General features: G+C 72.3%; 16 protein-coding genes. 10 read left to right on the forward strand and 6 right to left on the reverse strand.

All coding sequences use genetic code 11. The features are described from left to right. Positions 1-14 precede the first annotated feature (14 nt). Positions 15-860: a glycosyltransferase family 2 protein gene (locus tag ACZ7JA_RS19170; RefSeq protein WP_389449247.1), complete on the reverse strand. Its 846-nt coding sequence runs from the start codon at positions 858-860 to the stop codon at positions 15-17. 477 nt (positions 861-1337) lie between these two features. Here ACZ7JA_RS19170 and ACZ7JA_RS19175 point away from each other — a divergent pair, with 477 nt between their 5' ends. The 8 genes from ACZ7JA_RS19175 to ACZ7JA_RS19210 all read left to right on the forward strand — a co-directional run bounded on the left by ACZ7JA_RS19175 (position 1338) and on the right by ACZ7JA_RS19210 (position 12489). Further along, positions 1338-2645: a sugar transferase gene (locus tag ACZ7JA_RS19175; RefSeq protein ID WP_351660642.1), complete on the forward strand. Its 1308-nt coding sequence runs from the start codon at positions 1338-1340 to the stop codon at positions 2643-2645. A gap of 23 nt (positions 2646-2668) precedes the next feature. Next, positions 2669-3724 (forward strand): Gfo/Idh/MocA family protein, encoded by a 1056-nt coding sequence (locus tag ACZ7JA_RS19180; RefSeq protein WP_389449244.1) that lies wholly within the window; start codon positions 2669-2671, stop codon positions 3722-3724. A gap of 11 nt (positions 3725-3735) precedes the next feature. Continuing rightward, positions 3736-4737 (forward strand): NAD-dependent epimerase/dehydratase family protein, encoded by a 1002-nt coding sequence (locus tag ACZ7JA_RS19185; RefSeq protein WP_351660648.1) that lies wholly within the window; start codon positions 3736-3738, stop codon positions 4735-4737. Then, positions 4734-5873 (forward strand): DegT/DnrJ/EryC1/StrS family aminotransferase, encoded by a 1140-nt coding sequence (locus ACZ7JA_RS19190; RefSeq protein WP_470809335.1) that lies wholly within the window; start codon positions 4734-4736, stop codon positions 5871-5873. The genes ACZ7JA_RS19185 and ACZ7JA_RS19190 overlap by 4 nt, the downstream gene beginning before the upstream one ends. Further along, entirely contained in the window at positions 5870-6580 is a 711-nt protein-coding gene (locus ACZ7JA_RS19195; protein WP_470809337.1) for an acetyltransferase, read from the forward strand. The genes ACZ7JA_RS19190 and ACZ7JA_RS19195 overlap by 4 nt, the downstream gene beginning before the upstream one ends. Then, entirely contained in the window at positions 6577-7695 is a 1119-nt protein-coding gene (locus tag ACZ7JA_RS19200) for a DegT/DnrJ/EryC1/StrS family aminotransferase (protein WP_389449240.1), read from the forward strand. Before ACZ7JA_RS19195 ends, ACZ7JA_RS19200 begins: the two co-directional genes overlap by 4 nt. Positions 7696-7818: 123 nt before the next feature. Then, on the forward strand, positions 7819-11370 hold the full coding sequence (locus ACZ7JA_RS19205; protein ID WP_470809339.1) for a DUF4082 domain-containing protein: 3552 nt from the start codon (positions 7819-7821) through the stop codon (positions 11368-11370). A 72-nt stretch (positions 11371-11442) separates the two neighbouring features. Further along, positions 11443-12489 carry a glycosyltransferase family 2 protein gene (locus ACZ7JA_RS19210; RefSeq protein ID WP_470809341.1) on the forward strand — a complete coding sequence of 349 codons (1047 nt, stop codon included), beginning with the start codon at positions 11443-11445 and terminating at the stop codon, positions 12487-12489. Positions 12490-12506: 17 nt separating this feature from the next. On the opposite strand, the gene ACZ7JA_RS19215 is transcribed toward ACZ7JA_RS19210, so the two are convergent. Continuing rightward, a complete protein-coding gene (locus ACZ7JA_RS19215) occupies positions 12507-13163 on the reverse strand; it encodes a hypothetical protein (protein WP_470809343.1) in 657 nt (218 codons plus the stop codon). A gap of 71 nt (positions 13164-13234) precedes the next feature. On the opposite strand from ACZ7JA_RS19215, the gene ACZ7JA_RS19220 reads away from it, so the two are divergent. Both ACZ7JA_RS19220 and ACZ7JA_RS19225 read left to right on the forward strand, forming a co-directional pair. Beyond that, entirely contained in the window at positions 13235-15262 is a 2028-nt protein-coding gene (locus ACZ7JA_RS19220) for an O-antigen ligase family protein (protein WP_470809345.1), read from the forward strand. Further along, entirely contained in the window at positions 15259-16170 is a 912-nt protein-coding gene (locus ACZ7JA_RS19225) for a glycosyltransferase family 2 protein (RefSeq protein ID WP_470809347.1), read from the forward strand. Before ACZ7JA_RS19220 ends, ACZ7JA_RS19225 begins: the two co-directional genes overlap by 4 nt. 19 nt (positions 16171-16189) lie before the next feature. Here ACZ7JA_RS19225 and ACZ7JA_RS19230 read toward each other — a convergent pair whose 3' ends face one another. From ACZ7JA_RS19230 to ACZ7JA_RS19245, 4 genes are read right to left on the reverse strand one after another with little or no spacing between them, the layout of a single operon-like run. Continuing rightward, positions 16190-16981, reverse strand: coding sequence for a glycosyltransferase family 2 protein (locus ACZ7JA_RS19230; protein WP_470809349.1), 792 nt, complete (start codon positions 16979-16981; stop codon positions 16190-16192). An 11-nt stretch (positions 16982-16992) separates the two neighbouring features. Further along, positions 16993-18039 (reverse strand): hypothetical protein, encoded by a 1047-nt coding sequence (locus tag ACZ7JA_RS19235; protein WP_470809352.1) that lies wholly within the window; start codon positions 18037-18039, stop codon positions 16993-16995. Continuing rightward, the gene (locus tag ACZ7JA_RS19240) at positions 18036-19523 is read right to left on the reverse strand and encodes an oligosaccharide flippase family protein (RefSeq protein ID WP_470809354.1); all 1488 of its coding nucleotides are present in this window, start codon (positions 19521-19523) and stop codon (positions 18036-18038) included. The genes ACZ7JA_RS19235 and ACZ7JA_RS19240 overlap by 4 nt, the downstream gene beginning before the upstream one ends. Beyond that, a complete protein-coding gene (locus ACZ7JA_RS19245; RefSeq protein ID WP_470809356.1) occupies positions 19486-20364 on the reverse strand; it encodes a Wzz/FepE/Etk N-terminal domain-containing protein in 879 nt (292 codons plus the stop codon). The genes ACZ7JA_RS19240 and ACZ7JA_RS19245 overlap by 38 nt, the downstream gene beginning before the upstream one ends. Positions 20365-20385: the final 21 nt, after the last annotated feature.

Below are 20385 nucleotides of genomic sequence, written 5' to 3' on the forward strand. Positions count from 1 at the left end.
CAGGTGCGGTGCGATCAGTTCTGCCGGCTGCTCTCGTCCCGGAGCCAGGTGCCGAAGTCCTCCGCCGCGATGGCCTTCCGGGCCCGCCACCGGGCGACGACCGCCGTGGCGACGAGGACCACGACGCCCACGAGGAGCCTCGGATCCTCACGGACCAGCGCCAGCAGGTCCGCTCTGCCGGTGCGCGCCGACGCCTCTCGCGGGTCCCGGTGCCGCTCCACCTGGGCGGTGGACACCGCGGCTCTGATCCGCCGCCTGACGAGATCCGGCCAGGTGCGCGGCGGCTGGATCACGACCCGGGCCGCACCGACCACGAGCCGCTCCCCGGGCGCGAACGCCAGGGACGCGGCCAGATCGTCCGCCATCAGCGGCGGCAGCGCCGCGATCCGGGCGTACCCGGCCTCGGAGACCGCGATGACGCCGCGTCCGAACAGCCCCTCGCGCACGGCCGGGAGCCGCTGCCACACGCGGTAGTAGGCCCGTACCGGCCACGCGCAGGCGGCCAGCGGGAGCTGCCGTTCGGGGGCGGTGGCGAGGATGCCGGAGGCGTCGTCGAGGGGCCCGGCCAGCGCCCGTACGTCGGCGGCCGTGAGCACCACATCCGCGTCCACGTAGATCCGTGGGAAGCCGCGCGCGTGGTCGTCACCCGCCCGCAGGGCCGCGTGCTTGGAGGGGACAGGGATCTCCACCACCCGCACGCGCGGGCCGCGCCGGGCCGCGATCCGCGCGGTGTCGTCCGTGCAGCCGTTGCACACGACCACGATGTCGGTCTCGTCCCCGGAAGGGTCCGCCAGCAGCGAATCGAGGAGCCGGCCGAGGACGCGTTCCTCGTTGTGGGCCGGGATCACGATGCTCGTCACCCGGGCAGTATGCCGTCGGTGTCGGCTTCGCGCTGTGTGTTTCGTCCAACTGTTCCCGCGACTGGGTCCCGTGGTCTAGATTGAGGTCCGCCGGGCCGGTTTGGGAGGGACATCCGCAGCTGACGCATCGTCAAGTCGCGGGGTCGTAAGCCGGATACGGCACAGGCAACAACCAACATGCAGGGCGCGACGGACGGTTGGGGAACCGTCGACAGCTCCCTGGTTTTCCGGCGCCGTTGTGTTGAGGAGACGCACCGGCGTCGTTCCGGCCCTGGCCGCGGACTTGCGACCGTACGTCCGCATCGCTCGGTCAGGGGTAGCCGCGCATGTGGTGGGGGGGGCATGACCGTTGAGGTCACGCATGAGCAGGTGGTTCTGGATCACAGAGGTCCGGAAGCACGCCGAAGACCTTGGGAACGGAAGTACCGTACGGTCCTGCCGGTCGCGGACGGCCTGGCGGCCGTAGCCGCGGCCTTAATGGTCCACGGAGCGTACGGCCGCTGGACGGTGGCGCTGGTGCTGCCGCCGGTGTGGATCGTGGCGATGCTGGCCCATCGCTCCTACGACCGGGGCGCCCTGGGCCTGGGAACCGAGGAGTACCTGCGGGTGCTGCGCGGGGCCGTCGCCCTGCCGGCGCTGGCCGCCTGTGCGTACTGGCTGTTCGCACGCGACCTGGGCCTGCTGCACGACATGATCGCGGCCGCGGCGCCCGCCGCCGCGATCGCCCTGGTGGTCCGCTACGCGCTCCGCCGCCGGCTGCGCCGGCGCTGGGCACGGGGCCGGGACCGCACCGCGGCGCTCCTGGTCGGACCGTCGCACGGCGTCGTCGAACTGGTCGCCGTGCTGCGAAGAGCGGGCGGCGCACAGGAGATGCAGGTCGCCGGCGTGTGCCTGAGCGACCCTGAGAACGCGGTCGCCATCCGTGAGCTGGGGATCCCCGTCCTCGGCGGGATCGGCGACATGAACGACGTGGTCCGCGCCATGGGCGTGGGCACCGTCGTGGCGCTGCCGGCGCCCGAGCTGGACGCCTCCGTCCTGCGCCGGATGTCCTGGACGGCGGCCGTGCAGGACGTCGACTTCCTGGTGGCGCCCGTGCTGACCGACGTGTCCGCCTCCCGGCTGGTGGTCCGCCCCACCAACGGGGTCCCATTGATGCGGATACAGGCGCCGAACCTCTCCCGGGCCTCCCGGCTGCCCAAGGAACTGCTGGACCGGGCGCTCGCCGCGCTGCTGCTGGCGGTGCTCCTGCCGCCGATGCTGGTGATCGCCCTGGTCGTCCGGCTGGACAGCACCGGTCCCGCGCTGTTCCGGCAGCGCCGGGTGGGCCGCTACGGAAACCACTTCACCATGCTGAAGTTCCGCACGATGCGGCAGGACTCCGAGGCCCTGCGCGCGGAACTGGAGCACCTCAACCAGAACAGCGACGGCCTGCTGTTCAAGGTGAAGGAGGACCCGCGTATCACCCGGGTCGGCTCGCTGCTGCGCCGCAGCTCGCTCGACGAACTCCCGCAGCTGATCAACGTGGTGCGGGGCCACATGTCGCTCGTCGGCCCCCGCCCCTCGCTGCCCGAGGAGGTCGAGGAGTACACCCCGGACATCAAACGCCGGCTGCTGGTGAAGCCCGGCCTCACCGGGCTGTGGCAGGTCAGCGGCCGCTCCGACCTGCCCTGGGACGAAGCGGTCCGGCTCGACCTCGGATACGTGGACAACTGGTCGATGGGCCTCGACCTGACCATCCTGCTGCGCACCGGGTCCGCCGTGGTGCGCGGAGCGGGGGCCTACTGATGGACCGAAGGAAGAGGAACACGGTGACGCAGACCACGGATCCGCTGGGGGTGGCGGTCGTCGGGGCCGGCTACTGGGGCCCCAACCTCGTACGCAACTTCCAGGCCAGCGAACGGTTCCGGCTGCGCTGGCTGTGCGATCTCGACGTGGACCGGGCCCAGCGGGTCCTCGGCGGCTACTCGACCGTCCAGGCCACCTCGGACTACGCGGCCGTCCTGGCCGACCCCGCCGTCGCCGCCGTCGCCGTGGCCACCCCCGCCGGGACCCACCTCGACATCGCGCTGGCCGCGCTGCGCGCCGGCAAGCACGTCCTGGTGGAGAAGCCGCTCGCCGCCACCTACGCCGACGGGATGCGTCTGGTCGCCGAGGCGGAGGAGCGCGGGCTCACCCTGATGTGCGACCACACCTACTGCTACACACCCGCCGTGGGCCGCATCCGCGACATGGTCCGCTCCGGCGAACTCGGCGAGATCCACTTCGTCGACTCGGTGCGGATCAACCTCGGCCTCGTCCAGAAGGACATCGACGTCCTGTGGGACCTGGCGCCCCACGACCTGTCGATCCTGGACTTCATCCTGCCCGACAACGTCGAACCGGTCGCGGTCGCCGCCCACGGGGCCGACCCGATCGGCGCCGGACAGGCCTGCGTGGCCTATCTGACGCTGCAGCTCAACACGGGGGCCATCGCCCACGTGCACGTCAACTGGCTCTCCCCGACCAAGGTCCGCACCACCATGGTGGGCGGCTCCAAGCGCACCCTGATCTGGGACGACCTCAACCCGGTCCAGCGCGTCGCGGTGTACGACCGGGGCGTGGACCTCGCCGCGCCGCAGGAGATCGGCGCGGACGAACGGCGGGAGATGCTCGTCTCCTACCGCTCCGGGGACATGGTCGCCCCCGCGATCGGCGAGAAGGAAGCGCTGCGCAGCATGGTCGACGAGTTCGCCGACGCGATCCGGAGCGGACGGGCTCCGCTGACCGACGGGCGGGCGGGCCTGCGCGTGCTGGACATCCTCGAAGCCGCCTCCCGGAGCCTTGAGTTCCGGGGCGCCGTCGTCGGCCTGCGCGCCGGGCACTGACAGTTCCACCGATGGAGAGGGCACATCAGTTGAGCAGCGTACGGGGCAAGAAGATCCTGGTCACCGGAGGGGCGGGGACCATCGGGTCCAATCTCGTCGACCTCCTGGCCGAGGGCGGCGCCCGTGAGATCGTCGTGCTGGACAACTTCGTCCGCGGGCGCATGGGCAATCTGGCCCGCGCCCTGCCCAGCGGCGTCGTCGAGGTGGTCGAGGGCGACATCCGGGACGCCGCAGCCGTCCGGAAGGCCACCGCGGGCGCCGACCTGGTCTTCCACCTCGCCGCGATCCGCATCACGCAGTGCGCGGAGGAGCCCCGGCTCGCCAACGAGGTCATGGTCGACGGCACCTTCAACGTGCTGGAGGCGGCGGTCGAGGCCGGGGTCGGCAAGGTGATCGCCTCGTCATCGGCGTCCGTCTACGGCATGGCCGAGGACTTCCCGACGACCGAACGCCACCACCCCTACAACAACGACACGTTCTACGGCGCGGCCAAGGCCTTCAACGAGGGCATGCTGCGCAGCTTCCACGCCATGTACGGCCTGGACTACGTGGCGCTGCGGTACTTCAACGTCTACGGCCCCCGGATGGACATCCACGGCCTCTACACCGAGGTGCTCATCCGCTGGATGGAGCGCATCGAGGCGGGCGAGCCGCCCCTGATCCTCGGCGACGGCAGCCAGACCATGGACTTCGTCGACGTCAGGGACATCGCCAGGGCCAACGTGCTGGCCGCCGAGTCGGACCTGACCGACGAGGTCTTCAACATCGCCAGCGGCACGGAGACCTCGCTGAAGGAACTCGCCCAGGGCCTGCTGGAGGCGATGGGGGCCGAGGGCCTGGAGCCGGAGCACGGGCCCGCCCGCGCGGTGAACGGCGTGGTCCGGCGGCTCGCGGACACCTCGCACGCCGCCGAACGGCTCGGCTTCAGCGCGCGGATCGACCTGCGCACCGGGCTCAGGGACCTGGTCGACTGGTGGCGCGCGGAGCGCGCCGCGGGGGAGGCCGCCCGGTGAGCGCCGACCGCATCCCGGTGATGATCCCCTGGCTCGGCGAGGAGGAGGCCCGGGCCGCCTCCGAGGCGGTGCTCTCCGGATGGGTCGCCCAGGGCCCCAGGGTCGCCGCGTTCGAGCGGGCCTTCGCGGAGCGGGTGGGCGCCGAGCACGCCGTCGCGGTCAGCTCGTGCACCACCGCCCTGCACCTGTCCCTGGTCGCTCTCGGCCTCGGGCCCGGCGACGAGGTGGTGGTGCCCTCGCTGTCGTTCATCGCCACCGCCAACGCCGTGCGCTACGTGGGCGCCGAGCCGGTGTTCGCCGACGTCGAGCCCGCCACCGGCAACCTGACCCCGGCCACCGTCGACGCCGTCCGCACCCCGCGCACCAGGGCCGTCCTCGCCGTCCACCAGGGCGGCGTGCCGGCCGACGTGCACGCCCTGCGGGCCGCCTGCGCCGACTGGGACCTGCCGCTGGTGGAGGACGCGGCCTGCGCCATCGGCTCCACCGTGGGCGGCAAGCCGGTCGGCCAAGGCGCGCTGCTCGCCGCCTGGTCCTTCCACCCCCGCAAACTCGTCACCACCGGCGAGGGCGGCATGGTCACCACCGACGACGCCGGATGGGCCGAGCGCCTGCGCCGGCTGCGCGAGCACGGGATGAACGCCTCGGCGGCCCAGCGTCACGCGAGCAGCCGGCCGGTCCTGGAGAGCTACCTCGAGGTCGGCTTCAACTACCGGATGACGGACATCCAGGCCGCGGTCGGCCTGGTCCAGCTCGGCAAGCTCGACGAGATGATCGCCCGCCGCCGCGAACTGGCCGCCCGCTACGACCGGTCGCTGCGGGACGTCCCCGGCCTCACCCCGGTCCGCGACCCCGCCCACGGGCAGAGCAACTTCCAGTCCTACTGGGTGCTCCTGGACGAGGGCTTCCCCGTCGGCCGGGACGACCTGCTCGCCGCGCTCGCCGCGGCCGGTGTCTCGGCCCGGCGCGGGATCATGGCGGCGCACCTCGAACCCGCCTACGAAGGCCACCCCCGTGGCCCGCTTCCGGTCACCGAGCGGATCAGCCGTGACTCGCTGATCCTGCCGCTGTTCCACACGATGACCGAGGACCAGCAGGACCGTGTCGTGACGGCACTGCGCGAACAGGCCCGAAGATGAACGGGCTGCTGATCGTCGGCGCCGGCGGCTTCGCCCGCGAGACCGCGCAGGCCGTGCGGGACGCGGGCCGCACCGAGCTGCTCGGGCACCTCGACGACAACGCCGCCCTGCACGGCGCCGAGGTGGACGGCGTGCCCGTCCTCGGCGGCTGCGACCTGGTCCACGAGCTGCCCCGGACCCGCGTGGTCGTCTGCGTGGGCAACCCGGGGGACTACGCGTCCCGGGCCCGGCTGGTCGCCAGGCTCGGCCTGCCCACCGACCGCTACGCCACCGTGGTCCATCCGACGGCCGCGGTGTCCGGGTCGTCCGAGGTCGGCCCCGGCTCGGTGCTGCTGGCGCACTGCGCGCTGACCGCCGCCGTCCGGGTGGGCGCGCACGTCGCGGTGATGCCGCAGGCCGTCCTCACCCACGACGACGTGGTCGAGGACTGCGCCACCATCGCCTCCGGCGTCCGCCTGGGCGGCGGCGTGCGGGTGGAGCGGGGCGCCTATCTGGGCTCGGGCGCCCTGGTCAGGGAAGGCACGACGGTCGGCGCCTGGTCGCTGATCGGGATGGGGAGCGCCGTCCTCGGCGATGTACCGCCGGGCGAGGTCTGGGTGGGGAGCCCGGCCCGTCGGCTGCGCGCGGCGGACGCGCCCGCGCTCGACCAACTCGCCTCGCGGAGGCACGACTTCGCGAAGCACGCACTGGGGGGACCAGTCACATGAACCAGATTCCGCTCGTGGACCTCAAGGCGGCCCACGAGGAGGTCGCCGACGAGGTACGGGCCGGCTTCGAACGTGTCCTCGCGGGCACCGCGTTCATCGGCGGCGAGGAGGTCCGCCTGTTCGAGCGCGAGTACGCGGACTTCGGCGGCGTCGCGCACTGCGTCGGCGTCGCCAACGGCACCGACGCCGTCGAACTCGCCCTGCGCGCGAACGGGGTGGGTCCCGGCGACGAGGTCGTGGTGCCCGCCAACACCTTCATCGCCACCGCGGGCGCGGTGGCCCGCACCGGCGCACGGCCGGTCCTCGCCGACTGCCTGCCCGGCACATACCTGCTCGACCCGGGGGCCGCGCTGGACGCGGTCACCCCGGCCACCCGCGCGGTCGTACCGGTCCACCTCTACGGCCAGATGGCCGACGTGACGGCGCTCACCGGCCGGCTGCCGGACCAGGTGCGGGTGGTCGAGGACGCCGCACAGTGCCAGGGCGCCACCCGCGACGGCCGCTCGCCGGGCGGCGGCGGCATCGCGGCGACCAGCTTCTACCCCGGCAAGAACCTGGGCGCCTACGGCGACGCGGGCGCGGTGCTCACCGACGACGAGGAGCGGGCCGGCCTGGTGCGCGCCGTCGCGAACCACGGCGGCGTCGCCAAGTACCGCCACGACGTGCCCGGTTTCAACAGCCGGCTGGACGGGCTGCAGGCCGTCGTGCTGCGGGCGAAACTCAAGCGCCTCGCGGCCGGCAACGCCGCCCGCCGGGCGGCCGCAGCCCGCTACGACGAGATGCTCGCCGGCCTCGCCGCGGCCGGACGGGTCGTGCTCCCGGTGACGGAACCCGGCAACGTCCACGTGTGGCACCTCTACGTCGTCCAGGTCGACGGCGCCGACCGCGACGACGTCGTCGGCAAGCTCAACGCGGAGGGCATCGGCGCCGGGGTGCACTATCCGGCACCGGTCCACCTGACCCCGGCGTACCGCCATCTCGGCTACGCCCGGGGCGACTTCCCGAACGCCGAGCGGACGGCGGAACGGATCCTGTCGCTCCCGCTCCACCCGCACATCACCCAGGACCAGCAGCAGCGTGTCGTGGACGCACTCGCCCACGCCCTGCGCGGCTGACCGGTCACGGCTTCACGGCTCCACCCCGACCGCACGGGTCGGTCCTGCACAGCACCGCGAGAGGTACTCATGAAAAAATGGAGCAGACGGATCCGGGGCAGCCGCCTCGCCGTCGTAGCAGCGTTGATCTGGGCGGTGCTCCCGCAGGCGGGGACCGCCCTGGCCGCCTCCGATCCGTGCGGAACGGGTTCGAACCCCGTCGTCTGCGAGAACTCCAAACCGGGCACCCCGAAGTCCGACTGGTTCTCGCCCAACGCCTACGGTGACATCAAGGGCTTCTCCACCAAGGAGAGCGTCCAGGCCGGTGACACCGTGCAGTTCAAGGTGCAGTCGAAGGTCTCGTACCACGTCGAGATCTACCGCCTTGGCTGGTACGGCGGCGACGGCGCGCGCAAGATGTCCACCGCGGCCCAGGCCGCCGTCACCTACCCGGCCAACTACCTCACCAAGCCGGCCAACTGCACCACCAAGAGCAGCACCGGCCTGGTCGACTGCGGCAACTGGCCGGTGACCGCCACCTGGACGGTGCCCAGCGACGCCGTCTCCGGCCTGTACATCGCGAACCTGACCCAGACGGACGGCGACGGCCTGATGCCGTACCCGTTCGTGGTCCGCAACGACTCCAGCACCTCCGACGTCGTCGTGCAGACCAGCGACCAGACCTGGCAGGCCTACAACGACTACGGCGGCCAGGACCTCTACGGCGGCACCGGTCCCGCGCCGGACGGCCGCGCCTACGAGGTCAGCTACAACCGGCCGCTGGACATCGGCGGCGACAACGGCATCTACGGCTCCGAGTACATGATGCTGTCCTGGCTGGAACGCAACGGCTACGACGTCAGCTACCTGTCCGGCGTCGACGTGTCGGCCAACGGAGCCACCCTGCTGAAGAAGCACAAGGTGTACCTGTCCTCCGGCCACGACGAGTACTGGACGCAGAGCCAGTACTCCAACGTCCTCGCGGCCCGGAAGGCCGGCGTCCGGCAGGGCTTCTTCAGCGGCAACGAGGTGTTCTGGAAGACCAGGCTCACCCCGAGCATCGACGGCGCCAACACGGCCAACCGCACCCTGGTCTGCTACAAGATGACCAAGATGGCGCAGAACAACGGCATCGCCGACCCCAGCGGCGTCTGGACCGGCACCTGGATGGACCCCGCCAGCACCCAGTACGGGCAGGACTACCAGCCGCCGAACATCCTCACCGGCTCCATGTTCACGGTGAACGGCTACCGCAGCGACGCCATCACCGTCCCCGGCTCGTACGGGAAGAACCGGATCTGGCGCAACACCTCCGTCGCCAACCTGACGTCGAGCCAGACCGCCACCTTCCCCGAGGGGACCCTCGGCTACGAGTGGGACAGCGACATCGACAACAGCACCCGGCCCGCCGGGGCGATCGACGTGTCGTCCACGACGGTCGACATCAACGACGGCAAACTGCGCACGGACTGGGGCAACGTCTACGGCAACGGCACGGCGACGCACAACCTCGTCGAGTTCCGCGACCAGGACTCCGGCGCCCTGGTGTTCGGCGCGGGAACCGTGCAGTGGTCGTGGGGACTGACCAACATCCCGACCTACGACCCCGCCGACACCGTGGTCACCGAGGACGCCCGCATGCAGCAGGCGACCGTGAACATCCTGGCCGACATGGGCGTCCAGCCGCTGACCCGGCAGAGCAACCTCACCGCCGCGACGGCCACCACAGACACCACCGGCCCGGCCGTCACCGTCACGGCGCCGGCCTCCGGGGTCACCGTCCCGGCGCTGAAGCCGGTCACCGTCACGGGCACCGCCACCGACTCCGGGGGCGGCGTCGTGGCCCGCGTGGAGGTGTCCACCGACGGCGGCAAGACCTGGAACGCCGCCACCGGCCTCACGTCCTGGAAGTACACCTGGACCCCGACCGCCCCCGGCGCCGTGTCCGTCAAGGTCCGCGCGGTGGACGACAGCGTCAACATCGGCGCCGTCGGCACCCTCCCGCTCACCGTCGGCCCGCAGGCCTGCCCGTGCACCGTCTGGCCGGCCTCCGCCGTGCCCGGCACCGTCAACGGAGGCGACGGCAGCGCCGTCGAACTCGGCGTGAAGTTCCGCACCACGGTGGCCGGTTCCATCACCGGCGTCCGCTTCTACAAGTCGCCGGTCAACACCGGCACCCACACCGGCAGCCTGTGGAGCGCCTCCGGCACCCGCCTGGCCACCGGCACCTTCACCGGCGAGTCGGCCTCCGGCTGGCAGCAGCTCAACTTCTCCACCCCGGTCAGCGTCAAGGCCAACACCACCTACGTCGCGTCGTACTTCGCCCCCAACGGCGGATACTCCTACGACGGCGGCTACTTCTCCGGCTCCGACGCGGGCCTCGCCCCGCTCACGGCCCTGAAGTCGGGCACCGACGGCGGCAACGGCGTCTACCACTACGGCTCGGCGAGCGCCTTCCCGTCCTCGCAGTCCTCGGGCAGCAACTACTGGGTCGACGTGGTGCTGGACACCTCGACGGCCAGCACCACCCCGCCCACCGTCACCTCGACCTCCCCGACGTCCGGGGCGACCGGCGTGTCGATCACGGCGCCGGTGTCGGCCGTCTTCAGCTCGGCCGTCGACTCCGACAGCCTGACCTTCACCGTGAAGGGCCCTAACGGCGACACCGTGCCGGGCGCCTGGACGCTCCCCGCGTCCAACAAGGCGACCTTCACGCCGTCGACGGAACTGGCGCTGCACACCACGTACACCGCCTCCGTGCAGGCCACCGACCTGTGGGGCAACGCCATGGCGGACCCGGTGACCTGGACCTTCACCACCAGCACCACCCCGCCGGCGGTCACCTGCCCCTGCACGCTGTGGAACTCCTCCGCCGTGCCCGCCACCACCGACATGACCGGCGACACCAACTCGGTCGAGCTGGGCACCCGATTCACGTCCTCGGCGAGCGGCTGGGTCACCGGTGTCACCTTCTACAAGGGGACCGGCAACACCGGCACCCACACCGGCAGTCTGTGGTCCGACGACGGCACGCTGCTCGCCACCGGCACCTTCACCGGCGAGTCGGCCTCGGGCTGGCAGCGGATGACCTTCACCAACCCGGTGGCCATCAGCGCCGACACCCCGTACGTCGTCTCCTACCACGCGCCGAACGGCCACTACGCGGTCGACGGCGGCTACTTCGCCGGAGCCCACCAGTCCTACCCGCTGACCGGCACCGCCGACACCGCCGCCCACCACAACGGGCTCTACCGGTACGGCGCCGACCCGGCCTTCCCGACCGGCTCCTACGGATCCGCGAACTACTGGGTGGGTCCGGTCTTCACCGCCGACAACCCGAGCGCGTCCCTGGCGGCGCCCGGCGCCTCCGAGGACAACGGGTCCGCGCTGACGCACACCGCCGACGCGGGCAGCCCGCTCGTCACCACCCTGCCCGCGAAGACCGCGGTGTCGTCCGTCAAGGCGACCGTGACCGTCCTGTCCGGCCCCCGGGCGGCCGCGGCCAGGAAGCTCCACGTCACGGCCGTCACCTCCTACGACCGGGCGAGTCACAAGGTGTCCGTCCACCTGTCCGGCCCGCTGCCCGACGGCACCCGGTTCAAGGTCGCGGTCACGGCCCGGGACAGGCACCGCCACGCGGTGAAGTCCCACAGCTGGACCCTGACCGCCAGGACCGCCCACAAGAAGAAGAACTGACCCGACACAGCGCACCGGCGGCGGCCCACGGCGAACCCGTGGGCCGCCGCCGGGGATTGGCATTACCCACCGATGAGCAGCGTCAGTGTTGTGATCCCCTGCTACAAGTACGGCCACTTCCTCGCCGACTGCGTCAGCAGCGTCCTGGACGAGCAGGACGGCGTCGACGTCCGGGTCCTCATCATCGACGACGCCTCGCCCGACGACTCGGCGGAGACCGCGCTCAAACTGGCCGCCTCCGACCCGCGGATCGAGGTCCGCGTCCACGAGACCAACAAGGGTCACATCGCCACCTACAACGAGGGCCTGCTGGAATGGGCCGACGGCGACTACGTCGCCCTGCTCTCCGCCGACGACCGGCTGGTCCCGGGCGCCCTCGTCCGGGCCGCCGCCCTCCTGGACGCCCACCCCGAGGCCGGGTTCGCCTACGGGCGTCCGCTGCGCTTCCAGCACGGCGGACCGCTGCCGCCGGCCCGCACCCGCGGCACCGGTTCGGTCGTCTACCCCGGGCAGTGGTGGCTGGAACGGCGCTTCCGCGAGGGCACCGGCTGCATCACCTCACCGGAGGTCGTCGTCCGCACCAGCCTCCAGCGCGAGGTCGGCGGCTACGACCCGGCCCTGCCGCACGCCGGCGACATCGAGATGTGGATGCGGCTCGCCGCACACGCCGACGTCGGCTACGTACGCGGCGCCGACCAGGCCTTCTACCGGGTCCACGGAAAGAACATGTCCACGACCGACTTCGGCGGTCAGCTCGACGACCTGCGCCAGCGCCTCGTGGCCTTCGACTCGGTGCTCGCCAAGTGCGGCGACCGGCTGCCGCACGCCGACCGCCTCGCCGACGAGGTCCACACCCGGCTGGCCCGCTTCGCGCTGCGCCGGGCCTACCGCGCCTACGACCGCGGGCGTACGGAGGTCGTCCCGGTCGACGAGTGCGTGGCCTTCGCCGCGCAGTGCCTGCCGGAGTACGCGAAGCTGCCGGAGTACCGCGCGCTGCGGCTCAGACGGCGGATCGGCGCGAAGGCGATGCCGTACCTCCAGCCGCTGGTGTGGTCCGCCGTGGCCGAACGGGGCCGGGAGCGGCTGTGGTGGGAGTCCTGGAAGCGCCGCGGTATCTGATGGGAGAACAGTTCGTCTCAGCCGGCCGCGAGGACCGGGCCGGCGTGCCGTCCGGGCTTGGCCGCGCGACGGCTCAGCAGGTACCGGTCGAGCCACAACGCGCCGAGAACGCCGCCGGCCAGGCCCAGCAGGCCGGTGCCGGCCAGGCCCCGGCTCCGGTCCCCCCGCACCTCGGCGGCGCTCGGCGAGGTCAGCACGGAGGCGGTGATCCGCGAACCGGCCGGCACCCGCTGGGCCGACTGCATCGCGTCGACGTGCCGGGCGTAGACGTCGACGATGCGGCGCACCGCCGCCACGGCGGCGTCCGCCCCGGCGGCCTGCGACTGGATCTGCAGGGAGGGGATCAGATAGCGGGGCGTGGCGCTGGTCCCGCTGTTGCGGGGGACGAGATGGTAGGTCCCCTGAACTCCCGCGGCCCTCAACTCCCGTCTCCCCGCCGGGGATTCGAGCTGCTGCACGACCCCGTAGGAGACCAGGGCGAGCGGCGGCTGCAGATTGGTGAGCTGGTTGGGCTGGTTCCGGGTCACCGGCGGTTTCAGGACGACGACGGCGGACCCGGTGTACTGGGGCGCGGGACGCACCACCTGGTACGCCGCGGCGGTGGTCAGCAGCAGTGCGGCCAGCACCACGTACCAGCGGCGGAGCAGTGCGTCGGCGACGTTCCCGGGCGACATACGAGATCCTTCCGTCAGCTCCGATACTGGCAGGACGCACGGCGGGATGCCACCGAACGGGGGGATGGGGCATGAGTCTTGGTGAGATCTGGGCCATTCTGCGCAGACGCTGGTACTTCGTCGTGCCCCTCACCCTCCTCAGCCTGGTCTGCGGCGGATACCTGTACGTGACCGTCCCCGTCTCCTACCAGTCGCAGAGCTCGGTCACCCTGCTGGACTCCTCGGCGGTCTCCCGGCTGCCTCCCACCTTCGGCAACCCCATCTCGAACGCGGGCGGTTCGCTGATCGTCACGGCCGACGTGCTGATCAGGACCCTGGAGTCGAACGACGCCGCCAAGGAGCTGCGCGGCCGGGGCGTCACGGACCCGTACACGGCCGGCTTCGCGCCGACGGCCGACAGCCCGCTGCTCACGCTCAGCGTGACCGGGACCGACCGGGCCAAGGTGCTGAAGGAGACCAACACCCTGACCGAGTTCGCCGGCGAGCAGCTCAAGGCCCTGCAGGCCGCGGCCAAGGTCCCGCCCGCGTACTTCGTGCAGACGGCGCCCGTCGTCCTGCCGCAGACCCCGGTGGCGAAGTCGAAGAACCGCTACCAGGACATCGCGGCCGTCGTCATCCTCGGAGTCGTCAGCGCCTTCCTGCTGTCGATCCTGATGGAGGGCGTCGCGGTGGTCCGCCGCCGGCGGACCACCGCGAGGAGCGCCGCCCCGCGGTCCGGGGACGCCCGCGCCGCCGGCCGGGTCCGGAGAGGACTGCTCGGCCGGCGGGTCGACGCCACGGCGATCCTCACCGTCTACCTGGCACTGGCCCTCTTCATCCCGTCGAACCTGGCCCTGCCCGCGCTCGGCGGCGTCGGCACCCCCGCCAACGTCTTCGCCCTGCTGGGCCTGTTGTGGTACCTCGCGACCTGGCTCGGCGGCCGCGTCCTGCCCGCGCCGGGAACCAGGCTGGCGCGCGTCGCCATGTGCGTGCTCGGGCTGGCCGTCCTGGCGGCCTACATCTCGGACGCGGCGCGGGAGAGCTCGCACGCGGAGGTCCTGGGCGCCGACCGCGGCCTCATCGGATTCCTGGTGTGGGTGTCGCTGGTCGTACTGACCTCGGCGGGCATCCAGGAGCGCGGCCGGCTCGACGTGCTGATGCGCCGGGTGGTGGTCCTGGGCTCGGTCGTCGCCGCGATCGGCTTCTACGACTTCTTCTCGGGAACCAACATCGCCGACTCCGTCCACATCCCCGGCCTGCAGACCAGCGTCGCGCAGGTGAGCGTCATGGACCGCGGTGCGTTCACCCGGCCCCGGGCCACCACGGCCCAGCCGCTCGAGTTCGGCGGCATGCTCGCGATCCTGCTGCCGTTCGCCGTCCAGCAGGCCTTCGACCCGGTGCGCCGCCACCTCCACTGGACCCGCCGCTGGGGTCCGGTGCTGCTGATCGCGGGCGCGCTGCCCCTGACGGTGTCGCGGACCTCGATCATCGGCCTGCTGCTGGTCGCCCTGGTGATGGTGCCCCGCTGGAAGCCGGCCCGGCGCTGGGCCGCGATCGGCGTGATGACAGCCTCCGTGGCCGTCTTCAAGGTGCTCGTCCCCGGGCTGATCGGCACGATCACCGGGCTGTTCGCATCGTTCCTGTCCAACTCCGACAGCAGCACCCAGGCCCGTACGGTCAAGTACAGCGCGATCGTGCCCTACTTGGAGGAACATCCGCTGTTCGGGCGGGGCTTCGGCACCTTCACCCCGGACCGGTACTTCTTCACCGACAACCAGTACATGCTGACCCTGGCCGAGATGGGCGCGCTCGGACTCGTCGCCATGCTCGTCCTGTTCGTCGCCGGCATCCACCAGGGCGGTGCCGTCCGGCGGCTGGCCCGTACCGAGGCCGACCGCGAACTGGGGCAGGCGTTCTTCGCCTCGTCGCTGGTCGCCCTCGTCGTCAGCGCCACCTTCGACTCGCTCAGCTTCCCGATGTTCGCCGGCCTGTTCTTCCTGCTGCTGGGAGCCGGTGGCAGTCTGCTCGGCTTCGTCCGCGGGGAGGCGGCAGGCGCCGCCGAGCCGGGCGCCGCCAAGACCCCCGAACACCAGCTTCCCCAACTCGTGGAGACCCGATGAGCCCCGTCGCCGTCATCGCCGTCACCTGGAACAGCGCGTCGGTGCTGCCCGGGTTCCTCGCCGCGCTGCCCGAGGGCATGGCCGGACTCGACTGGCGGCTCGTAGTCGCCGACAACGACTCCGCCGACGACACCGTCGAGGTGCTCCGGTCGCTGGCCCCGGACGCCACGGTCGTCCAGACCGGTCGCAACGCCGGGTACGCCGCCGGGGTCAACGCGGCACTGAAGGCGGCCGGCGAGTGGGAGGGCGGATACGCGGCCGTACTCGTCTGCAACCCGGACATCCGGATGCGGCAGGGCTGCGGCAAGCGCCTGGTGGACGCCCTCGGTGCCCAGGTGGGCATCGCCGTCCCCCTCTTGTACGAGGAGGGGCGGGCGGCGCCCCTGCACTCGCTGCGCCGTGAGTCGAGCGTGCCCAGGGCCCTCGGCGAGGCTCTGATCGGCAACCGCAGGGCCGGGCGCTTCCCGGGCCTGAGCGAGCTGGTCACCGACCCCGCCGCCTACGCGCGGCCCACGCGCGCGGACTGGGCGACCGGTGCGCTCATGGCCCTCTCGGCCGACTGCCTGGCCGCCTGCGGGCCGTGGGACGAGTCCTTCTTCCTCTACTCGGAGGAGACCGAGTACTGCCTGCGCGCGCGGGACCACGGCTACGCCACCCGGCTCGAGCCGACGGCCGAGGCCGTCCACCTCGGCGGCGAGTCCCGGGTCTCGCCCCGGCTGTGGACCCTGCTCACACTCAACCGCGTGCGCCTGTACGGGCGGCGCCACGGGCCCGGCGCGACGGCGTGCTTCCGGGCGGCCGTGTTCCTGCGCGAGGCGTCCCGCGCGGCCCTCGGCAGGCGGGCCAGCCGGGCCGCGGCGGCCGCGCTGCTCAGGCCGGGCGCGCTGCGGGTCACGCCCGGGCCGTGAGGCGCGGCCGCCCCGGTGCTCAGCCGGTCCAACTGGTGTAGAAACTGGCGGGGTTCACCAGGTACCGCACGGTGGCGTGCGGCACGTGGCGCACGGTGTGGCGGCGGCTGTAGCGGTGGACCAGCTCCCAGTCCTCCCGGGGCAGCACCTCCGGGGTGCGGCGCAGCCGGCTGAAGCGAAGGGTCCTGTCGCGCCGCCCGACGAAGGCGTTGGTGTCCAGGAAGGACTCGCGGGCGGACCGGCGGCGGTCGAACGGCACGGACAGGACGTCCCGTTCGGTCCCGTCCGGCAGGACGCGGCGCAGCGCCGTGTAGACGCCGTCGGGTCCGCCGGGGGCCTCCAGCACCGCCAGCGCCCGCTTCAGATGGTCGGGCTCCCACAGGTTGTCGTCGTCCAGGAACGCCACGTACCGCGAGCGGGTCAGGCGGATGCCCACGTTGCGCACCACTCCGGCGACTCCGGTGTTCCGCGTCAGCGAGACGGCGAACAGCCGTGGGTCGTCGGGGAGTCCGGGGAGGCCCGCGCCGTCGTCGACGACGATGACGACCTGGTCGCGGACGGTCTGGTCCAGCGCCGAGCGGACGGCCGCCCGCAGTCCCTCGGGGCGGCGATGGGTGGCGATCACCGTTGCGACGAGGGCGGCCGGCGGGGGCGCGGTGGCGGCCGCGAGACGACGGGTCTCGGCGCTCTCGACACGGCGCAGCCGCACCGCGGAGGGGGCGAGGAGGACCTTGTTGCGGAGCTCGAACAGGACGAGCCAGCCGAAGGCGCCTTTGAGCAGTTCCCAGGGGGCGCGGGCGATACGTCTCATGGTCCTCTTCCTCAGCCGGCCGGCTCGGGGGCGACCGAGTGCCCGTGGGTGAACCGGTTGCCGCGCCAGACGTTGCCGGCACCACCGGCGTTCCAGGCGGTGACCGCGCCGTAGTGGCCGGAGTTGCGGTGGTACCGGGTGGAGAAGACGTTGTTCGTGACCTGGATGCCGGTGGCGCCCTCGCCGCCCCCGTACAGGGCGTAGGCGCCGCCGGCCAGCAGATTGCCGTCGATGACGGTGTTGGAGACGGGGCCGGTGTCGGCGAAGAGCCCGACGGCGGCCGAGGCCCCCTGGTCGACGGGGACGGAGTTGAGCAGTGTGTTGTGCCGGATGACCAGGCTGCCCTGGTTGCTGCCGCCGCTGATCACCGCGTCGGTGTGCTGCCACTCGCCGCCGGCGTTGCGGAACGGCACCAGGTCGTGGACGTAGTTGTCGTGAAGGTTGCCCTGCCCCATGGAGAGGGCGTTGCCGAAGACGGAGACGTCGCACCAGCCGACCTCGATGGGGCTGACGCCCATGTTGGAGACCGCGTAGTCCACGCCCCCGTTGTCGGGGCCCTTGCCGGGGACGGCGGTGATCGTGCTGTGCAGGATCCGCAGACCGCTGTGCCCCGGACGCAGGTTGACCCCCCACCAGTTGGTGGAGGTGATCCGCGAGTCGATGATGGTGACATCGTCCGCGTAGACGTCGAGTGAGCCGGTGATGTCCCACCCCCGGATGACGGTGCCGTCGGTCTTGACGCTCATGTTCCCGGTGGGGTGGGGCTGGAGCGGGATGCGGGGGCCGGTGGAGCGGGCGTCGGGGAAGCCCGCTTCGGCTTGGGCCGCCGGTGCCGCGCCCCGCGGGGACGCCCCACGGGGCGCGGGGCTCCCGGACGACGAGCCGGCCGGGGACGCCGAGCGGGCCTCCGGTGGCGAGGGGACCTGCGACGCCGGGGGAGGCGGCTGGGCGGTGCTGCGGGAGGCGCCGTCGTCGGACGGTGCGGCGTCGGCGCCCGAGGCACACGCGGCGCAGAGTAACAGGGTCAGTACGGCGAGCAGTTGACGGAGCCTGGTCACGCGGCCTCCGGGGTTCGGGCGCCGAGCAGGAAGCGGCGGCTGGGCAGGACGCACACCACGTAACACGCCAGAGCGGTGGCGCCGATGGCGAAGAGGGCGACGATGCCGTCGCCGAGGAGCCGCTTCGCGGCGAGGGTCACCACGGTCATCACGGCTCCCCCGAGGAAGGGCCAGGTACAGGCCCTGACGATGTGGGCGGGGCCGATCCCGGCCCGGCCGAGGGCGTACAGGAATACGGGGACGACGAGAACGGCCGCGACGACGACGTGTCCCTGGGAGACCCCGACGATGCCCCCGAGGCGGGCGCCGGCGACGAGGACGGGGACGAGTGCGACGACCCACAGGCCCTGGACGAGGATGAGGGAGCGGCGCTGTCCGGCGGCGACGAGGCAGTCGTAGGCGAGTTCGCAGCCGATCCGGACCAGGCCCAGCGCCATCAGCCAGGGCAGAGCCGAGGCGGCGGGCACCCATGTGCTCCCGTAGACGAGACGGACGACCGGCTCGGCCAGTCCGCCGAGCAGCACGCACAGCGGGACGGTGCCGGTGACCAGCACGCCGAGGGCGCGGCTGAAGCCCTGTGCGAGGGCCTCCGGGGAGGCCGCCAGGCGGGAGAAGCCGGCGAAGGAGACGCGGCGGGCCGCCTCGGAGATGATGCGCACCGGCCAGCCCGACATGTTGAACGCCAGAACGTAGAAACCGAGGGCGACCGAGCCGAGGGACGACCCGACGACCATCGTGTCCACGTTGACGACGGCGAGCGCGAGCAGGCTCGCCCCGGCCAGCGGGAGGCCGAACCTCAGCAGGGCGCGGGCCTGCCCGGGGTCCCAGCCGAACCGCAGCATACCGGGGGCGGCCAGCGCGCAGCCGAGGAGCGCGGCGACGTTGCCGGCCACCGCTCCCCAGGCGAAGCTCATCGCGCCCCAGCCGGCGAAGGCCAGCACCAGCGTCACGGCGGTGCTGAGGACGAAGTTGAGCGCGTCGATCACCATCCGCTTGCCCTGGGCGAACTCGCGGGTCAGGTAGCCGGCGGGGACCTGGGCCACCCCGTCCAGCACCAGGCACAGGCACATCACCCGCAGCACGCCCGAGGCCCCGGGGGAGTCCAGCAGCCCGGCCACCGTGGGTGCCGAGACGAAGATGGCGGCGTACAGCAGGACGCTGGACGCGGTGCCCAGCGTCAGCACGGTCGGCGCGAAACGGCGCGGGTCGCCGTCCCAGCGGACGATGGCCAGGCCGACGCCCAGCTCGTTCGCGGAGAGCAGCACCAGGAGCACGGTCTGGGCGATGCCGTAGACGCCCCATTCGGCGGGGCCGAGGGCGAAACGCGCCAGCAGGATGCCGGTGGCGAAGTTGCCGAGGCGCATCACCACGGTGTTGATCAGACTCCACCGGGCCGCGGAACGGACCTTGTGCCCGAGGGAGGGGGAAGCGGGGGTGTGGCTCGGCTCAGCGGTCTCGCTGTCCGGTGTGCGAACGCTGTCCATGAGTCGACTCCTCGTCGAGCGGCTCGGCGGCGGGCGCCACGGCCATGGCGGGCCGTCCGGCCCCCGGCTCCGCGGCGGGCCTGTTCTCGGCGGACCGCGACCAGCTGGGCGGCGTCCTGAGTGCGATGGTCCGTTCCACCGCCGATTCCCCGGAGCCGGGCTCGGCGGCGGCCGGACCGGAGACGGTGGCCGCTCCGGAGGCGGCTGTCGGACGCTCGGATTCCTCCGCGCGCGCCTGCGGCCGCGGCCGGCGGCGCGCCTCCACGTAGAAGGAGGCGCCCAAGCTCAGCACCAGACCCAGGGCCCCGGCCATCACCTGGTACTCCAGCCGGGTCTTGGTCTGCGCCACCGGGTTCTGCGGGGGCACGATCGTGGTCATGCGGATCATGGCCTTCGGCGCGACCGACTGCTGCTTCTGGAACTGGTCCAGCCGCTCCTCGGCGAACGCCGTGAGGATGCGGTCCGAGGACAGGACGGCGGCCTTGTCGGTGCCGGTGACGGTGAGCCACATCAGCGGCCCCTGCGCGTTGTCGGCGAGCTTGGCCTCGAACGTGCCCTTGGCGCCGCGGGACTTCAGTTCCCGCAGGGAGCCGTCGGAGTTGAGGTTCCGGGCCAGGCTGTCGGCCATGCCGGTGAGCGAGGTCTGGGTGCTGAGGAACGGATTGCCGTCGTAGGCCACGGTGGCCTTCTGGGAGTTCAGAAGGGCCACCGTGCTCTGCGACTGGTAGGTGACCGGAACCACCAGCGCCACGCCGGCCGCCAGCGCGGCGGTCAGCAGCAGTCCGGGCAGCAGGACGTACCAACGCCTGCGCATGACCCGGAAGATCTCAGCGAGATCCATGGTGGTCCCCCCTCACGCCCC

It is taken from the genome of Streptomyces sp. NPDC038135 (genome assembly GCF_055601245.1).

What these genes read in the sequence shown, in the direction of transcription:
- ACZ7JA_RS19175 (WP_351660642.1), top strand. Translation starts at nt 1,338, where the DNA reads ATGGTCCACGGAGCGTACGGCCGCTGGACGGTGGCGCTGGTGCTGCCG.
- ACZ7JA_RS19185 (WP_351660648.1), top strand. Translation starts at nt 3,736, where the DNA reads ATGGAGAGGGCACATCAGTTGAGCAGCGTACGGGGCAAGAAGATCCTG.
- ACZ7JA_RS19195 (WP_470809337.1), top strand. Translation starts at nt 5,870, where the DNA reads ATGAACGGGCTGCTGATCGTCGGCGCCGGCGGCTTCGCCCGCGAGACC.
- ACZ7JA_RS19200 (WP_389449240.1), top strand. Translation starts at nt 6,577, where the DNA reads ATGAACCAGATTCCGCTCGTGGACCTCAAGGCGGCCCACGAGGAGGTC.
- ACZ7JA_RS19210 (WP_470809341.1), top strand. Translation starts at nt 11,443, where the DNA reads ATGAGCAGCGTCAGTGTTGTGATCCCCTGCTACAAGTACGGCCACTTC.
- ACZ7JA_RS19215 (WP_470809343.1), bottom strand. Translation starts at nt 13,163, where the DNA reads ATGTCGCCCGGGAACGTCGCCGACGCACTGCTCCGCCGCTGGTACGTG.
- ACZ7JA_RS19220 (WP_470809345.1), top strand. Translation starts at nt 13,235, where the DNA reads ATGAGTCTTGGTGAGATCTGGGCCATTCTGCGCAGACGCTGGTACTTC.
- ACZ7JA_RS19225 (WP_470809347.1), top strand. Translation starts at nt 15,259, where the DNA reads ATGAGCCCCGTCGCCGTCATCGCCGTCACCTGGAACAGCGCGTCGGTG.
- ACZ7JA_RS19230 (WP_470809349.1), bottom strand. Translation starts at nt 16,981, where the DNA reads ATGAGACGTATCGCCCGCGCCCCCTGGGAACTGCTCAAAGGCGCCTTC.
- ACZ7JA_RS19240 (WP_470809354.1), bottom strand. Translation starts at nt 19,523, where the DNA reads ATGGACAGCGTTCGCACACCGGACAGCGAGACCGCTGAGCCGAGCCAC.
- ACZ7JA_RS19245 (WP_470809356.1), bottom strand. Translation starts at nt 20,364, where the DNA reads ATGGATCTCGCTGAGATCTTCCGGGTCATGCGCAGGCGTTGGTACGTC.